Origin of the sequence: Streptomyces sp. A012304, from assembly GCF_026008495.1 — a bacterium.
Classification (GTDB): domain Bacteria; phylum Actinomycetota; class Actinomycetes; order Streptomycetales; family Streptomycetaceae; genus Streptomyces.
Map to the genome: position 1 here is coordinate 89797 of NZ_BQUN01000099.1, position 4922 is coordinate 94718.

2 protein-coding genes and 1 pseudogene are annotated in these 4922 nt (G+C 72.9%); all 3 read right to left on the bottom strand.

Annotated features, from left to right (window positions below; genetic code table 11):
- Positions 1–278: 278 nt before the first annotated feature.
- Positions 279–1520, bottom strand: a complete 1242-nt coding sequence (locus ALMP_RS25190) for a cytochrome P450 (RefSeq protein WP_264932079.1) — start codon at positions 1518–1520, stop codon at positions 279–281.
- Complete coding sequence (locus ALMP_RS25195) at positions 1517–2494, bottom strand: TauD/TfdA family dioxygenase (RefSeq protein WP_264932081.1); 978 nt, start codon at positions 2492–2494, stop codon at positions 1517–1519. The genes ALMP_RS25190 and ALMP_RS25195 overlap by 4 nt, the downstream gene beginning before the upstream one ends.
- A pseudogene (locus tag ALMP_RS25200) lies at positions 2491–4922 on the bottom strand (hypothetical protein); the annotation flags it as partial. The pseudogene ALMP_RS25200 and the gene ALMP_RS25195, both read right to left, overlap by 4 nt.

Below are 4922 nucleotides of genomic sequence, written 5' to 3' on the forward strand. Positions count from 1 at the left end.
TCACTCCGATTGAGTAGATGCGTCGAGACCCGTGGAAAATCGCTCGCCGACCGGGGCGGCAGTGGCGGCGACCCGGCCCACCCTACGAAGCAAATTCGGCCGCTCAGGCGACTCATGAAAAACTTCGAAGCGCCGACGGCGCCATATCGAAGAATGCTCATCGCGCTGTACACGCGGGGTTTCGGCCACCCGCGGCGGAAGAGACGGAGGCGGCGAAAACACGAGTGCCCCGCTCGGAGAAAGCGGGGCACTCGGCAGGCTCGAAGCCGGTGGGGAGGTTACCGTTCCGGGCGCAGGGTGACGGGCAGGCTGCTGTAGCCGTGCAGGAAGTTGGAGTGGATGGGACGGCCCGGTGCGGCGAGTCCGGCCTCGGCGACATGGGTGCGCAGCGCGGTGAGCATGGCGTGGATCTCCGCGCGGCCCAGGTAGGCGCCGAGGCAGAAGTGCGGTCCGTAGCCGAACGACACGTGCTTGTTGGGGGTGCGGCCCAGGTCGAAGATCTCGGGCCGGTCGAAGATCTCCTCGTCGTAGTTGGCGGAGCTGTTCCACAGCGTGACGACGTCCCCGGCGCGGATGGTGCGGTCGGCGATCTCCACGTCGGTCAGGGCCCGGCGGCCGAAGTGCATGGCCGGGGTGACCCAGCGCAGCACCTCCTCGACCGCGCTGTCCACGGAGACCTCGCCCGCCTTCAGCCGGCGCCACTCCCCCGGATGCGTGATCAGCTCGTGCATCGCGCAGATCATGGAGAGCCTGCTGGTCTCGTCGCCGCCGATGATGACGCTGTAGCAGTTGAAGACGATCTCCTGCTCGGTGAGCGGCTCGCCGTCGATGGTGGCCGCGGCGAGCACGCTCACCACGTCGTCGCGGGGCGCCTGGCGGCGTTCGTCGGCCAGGTCCGAGAAGTACAGCAGGAGTTCGTTGCGGGCGACCAGCGCCTCCTCCTCCCCCTGTTCCTCCTCCTCGGAGCTGAGGGCCTGCTTGGTGAGGGAGAGCAGGTAGTCCCGGTCGGCCGCGGGCACGCCGAGCAGGTCCGCGATGGTCGCCATCGGGATGTGCTCGGCGACGTCCTGCGCGAAGTCGCAGGTGCCGCGCGCCACCGCCTCGCGCACCAGCCGGTCGGCGCGCCGGCGCACCCCGTCGACGACCGGCTGCAGGGCGCGCGGCGCGAACGCCTTGAGCAGGACGTTGCGCAGTTCCCGGTGGCGCGGGCCGTCGGTGACGGCGAGCATCCGTCCGGCCGCCGAGTCGCCGCCCTCCAGGAGGGTGGCGAGGACGTTGCCCCGCTCGGAGGTGAACCGCTTGTTGTCCCGGTAGACCTCCATGACGTCGCGGTAGCGGGACAGCACCCAGAAACCGGGGACCGCCCGATCCCGCACCGGATGCCAGTGGACCGGGCTGTGCGTCCTGAACCGCCGCCAGATGTCGACGAGTTCGTCCTGCCGGTCGAGGAAGGTCCGCGGGTCGGTGAGGTCGACGCCGGCGAGATCGACGTCGGTGGGGGTGTCGGCGACGGTGGTCATGCCGCGTCCGCCGTCCGCTGGGTCATGGCCACCAGGACCGAACGCTCGCCGGTGAAGGGGCGGCGGCCGTGCGAGGTGAGGAGGTTGTCGATCATCAGCACGTCGCCGGTCCGCCACGGCTCGGCCCAGGTCCGCTCGTCGTACACACCGAGAACGGTCTCGATCTCGTCGGCGGTGATGGGCGTGCCGTCGCCGTAGTAGGCGTTGCGCGGCAGCCCGTCCTCGCCGCAGATCTCCAGCAGGCCCTCGCGCACCGCCTCCGGCAGGGCGTGGACGTGGAACAGGTGCGCCTGGTTGAACCAGACCTTCCTGCCGGTGACGGGGTGCGCGATCACCGCGGGCCGACGGGTGCGGGTGCGCAGCACGTCGCCGTCCCACTCGCTCTCGATGCCGTGCTCGGCGCAGTACGCCTCGACGTGGCCCTTGTCGTCGGTCTGGAAGCCCTCCTGCCAGGACAGGCCCATGCCGGTGCGGTAGGTGCGGGTGTAGAGCACGCCCTTCTCCTCGAACCGGCGCACCAGGTCGGCGGGGAGGGCGCCGAGGACGGCCTCGCTGTCGGCGACCGGGGTCTCGCCGCCGGTCTGCGCGGCGCGCGCGCAGAAGAAGAACACGTTGTGCGGCCAGTTCTCCGAGTAGGCGCTCTCGTTGTGCTGCGGGATGGTCTGGTCCTGCGGGTACTCGGTGGAGGTGTATACCTTGCCGGTGACGCGGCTGCGCGGGGTGGAGCGCTCGTTGTACTCCAGGGTCCGGCCGCCGATCTCCTCGGCGATCTCGGCGAGTTCGCCCTGCTCGGCGAGGCCGCTCCCCTTCACCATGACCGCGGCGTGCTCGTACATGGCCGCGCGCAGCGCCTGGGTGTTGGCGGTGAACCACGCGCGGTGGTCGCCGCCGTGTCGGGGGGTCACCCGCACCAGGCGGGTGCCGTGGTGCTCGACCAGCTCGGTGTCGGCGTCGGTGAAAGGCGTCGTCATCATTCCTTCTCCACGTCCAGGCTGTAGCCGTTGATGCTCGTGTGGTTGACCGGGTCACCGGCCGCGTACTCGTAGGGGTTGAGGAAGGGGCCCGAGGCGACCGGGGCGGAGAACCGTCCGAAGGCGGGGTTGAACACCCGGGTGTCGAGCACCACGTTGTAGAGCGACCCGGCGTGCTCGGTGCCCACCTGGTGGCGGCCGAGCCATCCGTAGTCGAAGTCGCCGGGCAGGTTGTCCGGCAGGTGCCGCGGGTCGACGGTGCCGTCCGCGGTCAGCGGCTCGCCGTACAGGCCGTACCGGTACAGGTCGCCGCGCCGGCGGCCGTCGTCGCCGGTGAGGAGGAAGACGTCGCCGCGGACCGTGGAGTGGCTCCAGGTGGTGGGCGTCGCGCCGTCCCGGCCGGAGTCGAGGGTCAGCACCACGCCGCCGGGCAGGCCGATCACCCGGTTCAGCAGTCGGCGGTCGTCGTCGAGCACCAGGTCCAGGGCGGTCTCGCCGATGTCGGTGTGGCCGTAGCGCAGGCGCTGGGTGCCCGCCCCGGTGGCGGCGGTGCGGGCCATCACATGGTCGGCGATGTCCTTGGTGTACGTGACGTCCGCGGCGTCGGCGCCGGTGACGCGGGCGCCGAGGTAGCGCTCCGCGGCGTCCTGACGCTGGGTCAGCCGGGTGCCGTCGGCCGTGTAGCCGGTGAGGTGGCCGTTGAGGGCGTAGGCGGGGCCGGTGACGGCGTGGTCCCCGGTGGTGGCCAGGAGCCGGTCGGCGTCGTCGTAGCAGTAGCCGGTGACCGTGGTGCCGTCGGCGGTGCGGTCGGTGAGCCGGACGACGTTGCCGTTCGCGCCGGACCGGGCGCGGCTGCCGGTCGGGCAGTCGCCCGCCGCCGGTGAGGTGAAGTCGCGGACGTACTCGTGTCCGGTGATCCAGGCGCGCACCAGCCGCCCCGCGGTGTCGTACTGGAAGTCGGGGCCGCCCGGGCGGGCGTCGCCGCCGGCCACGGACTCGTCGACGACGGTGCCGGACTGCGAGCGGGTCACCCGGGTGGGCAGGGCGGTGCCGTCGGCGAGGGTCCAGTTCTTGGCGGTGATCCGTCCGGCCGGGTCGCGCTCCACGCCGAGCCGGGTGCCGTTGGCGTACCGCACGTCCTTCAGCGCGCCCGCGGCGTCGTGTCCGGCGGTGGCGAGCTGCCTGCCGTCGAGGACGACGGCGAGGACACGGCCGGCCGCGTCGTAGCGGGTCTGCCTGACCTGCGGCGTGGCGCCCGCGCCGGGCGGGGTCACCGTCTCCAGGACGGCACGGCCGGCCCGGTCGTAGCCGGTGCGGGTGCGGGTGCCCTGGCCGTCGGTGTAGCTCACCGTGCGGCCCAGCAGGTCGACGGTGCTGGTCATGGTGTGGTCGTGCTGGGTCGCCCGCAGGGTCAGCGGGTCGCCGCCGAAGACGCTGTCGTAGGCGACGCTCCAGGCCGGCAGGTTGGCGTTGCCGGGCATGGACATCCGGGTGATCCGGCCGCGGTCGTCGTAGTGGACGCAGGTCCAGTCGGATCCGCCGAAGTTCACCGCGACGGGCAGGCCGCGCGCGCCGAAGACGTACTTCTCGACCCGGGCGGAGCCGTCGGCGCCCGCCGGCAGCGCGATGGACTTGAGCATGCCGCGCTGCGGCGCCGGGTCGTCGGCCTCGGTGCAGGGGTTGTCGGCGCTCTCGTCGGGCCCGTAGTAGGCGAACGTCTTGCGGGTGCCGGCCGGGCTGGTCTCGGTGACCGGGCGGAAGGACTCGTCGTAGGCGTAGGCGGTGGTCAGGGCGAGGCCGTCGGGGTCGGTGACCAGGGCGGCGGGCAGCCCGAGTTCGTTGAGGCGGGTCTGGGTGACCAGCCGGGGCACGCCGTCGGAGTCGGCGCGGACCGTGGTGAGACCGGCCGGGCCCAGCTCGGTGGTCCGGGCGGGGATCCGCGCGCAGCCGGCGGGGGCGGGGCTGAGCGGGCGCAGGTCGGGTCCGAAGCAGGCGCGGGGGCCGGGGCCGTAGGAGCCGACCGGCATGCCGGACGCGTCGTGGACGGTGGTGGTCAGCCGCCCGGCCGGGTCGGTCAGCGTCTGCGGCCGGCCGTCCTCGGTCCATGTGTACCGGGTGGTGCGGCGGGTGGCGTCGGTGTCGGTGTCGAGGCGGCCGGCGGCGTCGAAGGTGACCTTGCGGGCCCACCCCTGCGGGGTGGCGAGCCCGGCGACGCGGACCTCGTTCCGTCCCGGTGCGACGGCGTAGGTCCGCACCGGGCGGCGCACCGAGTCCGGGTCGGTGCCGGCCGGGTCGGGGCCGGTGACGCGGACGACGGTGTCGGTGTCTGCGTGGTAGTCGACCCGGTAGCGGGCGGCGTCGGTGTCACGTCCGCCGGCGGCCGCGAGCCAGTCCATGACCAGCGGCGGGGGGGCGGGGGGGGGCCGGGGGG